This is a genomic window from Streptomyces sp. MB09-02B (assembly GCF_033794485.1).
Lineage (GTDB): Bacteria > Actinomycetota > Actinomycetes > Streptomycetales > Streptomycetaceae > Streptomyces.
In genome coordinates this window covers 1-1,262 of the sequence record NZ_JARGEE010000875.1, presented here as the reverse complement: position 1 = coordinate 1,262, position 1,262 = coordinate 1, and the positions used below count along the sequence as shown (strand labels likewise).

The 1,262-nt window shown below is 74.8% G+C and carries 1 protein-coding gene; it reads right to left on the bottom strand.

Features of this window, described 5'->3' with window-relative positions; translation table 11 throughout:
- Positions 1–1,008: winged helix DNA-binding domain-containing protein (locus tag P1P70_RS44780; protein WP_319248264.1), on the bottom strand; the 1,008-nt coding region annotated here is incomplete at its 3' end.
- Between the last annotated feature and the right edge of the window lie 254 nt (positions 1,009–1,262).

The following is a 1,262-nucleotide window of genomic DNA, read 5'->3' as shown; positions in this document are numbered from 1 at the left end:
GCCCACCACCCGGCCGTTCCACCACACCGTCGGGCCGATGTTGCCGCTGTAGTCGAAGAGGGCGGCCCGTATCCCGGGGGCGAGGTACCAGTCGCGGTCGCGCCACCCCATGGCCGTCGGGTCGAGCGCCGGGAGCAGGGCGGCCCAGGGCTCGCCGGAGTCGGGGACCGGTTCCTCGTCGTCGGCGGTCACGAACCCCGTGCCCTCGTCCAGCGTCACGGCCCGCGCCCCGATCGCCGCCAGCGCCCGCCGCACATCGGTCACCTTCCACCCCGTCCACCACTTGAGGTCCGCCTCGGTCGCCGGACCGCAGGCCGCCAACCACCGGCCCAGCAGCGACGCCTGGGCCTCGGCCACGTCCAGCTCGGGATGGGCGGGTGCCACGGCCCAACGGAACTGGCTCGACGTCCAGGAGCCGAGCGGCCGTCCCCGTACGACTCTGCCCTCGACCCCCAGCACCTTGAGCAGCCGGGTCGAGACGGTGTGCGTCCCCTCGTAGCTCTTGCCGGCCGCGTACACGAACCGCTCCCGCAACCTCGGTTCGTCCTCGGCGAGTTCGGACGCCGTGGCCTGACCCCGGCGGGCCAGCGCCGTCAGCGTGGCCTCCTCGACGTCCTTCAGCCAGGCCGCGTCCGGGGCGCCGGCCGTCGCCATGTCCTTCAGCAGCGCGGCCCGCTCCCGCGCGGCGACCGTGAGGCCGGTCGAGGCGTGCACCACGGTGGCCAGCTCCGTGGGGAACACGAACACGGTGTGCCGCATGCCGTGCATCCGGACCAGTGTCCGGTCCCCGTAGAGCGCCCGCTCGGTCTCGGTCACCGTCCGCGCGGCGTCGGCGAGCCGTGCGCCCACGGCCAGGAACACCGTCGCGGGATCCGAGCCGTGCAGGGCGACGAGCGCGCCGGCCACCTCCTCGGGGCCCGCCGACCGCACCGATCCGGCCAACCGGTGCCGCAGCCCCAACCGCACGCGCCGCTCGCCCACCCCGACGTACCGCCGCCCGTCGCCCATACCAACCGCCTCCACCCACACGCCGCGTCCCGCCCGCCAAGCCGCGAAGCTCCTCCGTCCCCGCGAGCCCATCACATTCACCGAGGGCCCGGACACCACCGAACAACAGCCCCCTGCTCACATCCTCCCGGTCCCCACTGACAATCCCCGGCCCGCACGCGAGCGAGCCGGGGGAGATACGGGCGGAGCCGGCGTGTGACGCCGTCCCGGTGACGAGCCCCCTCCCGGCCCTCTCTACGACTCCCGTCCCGGCC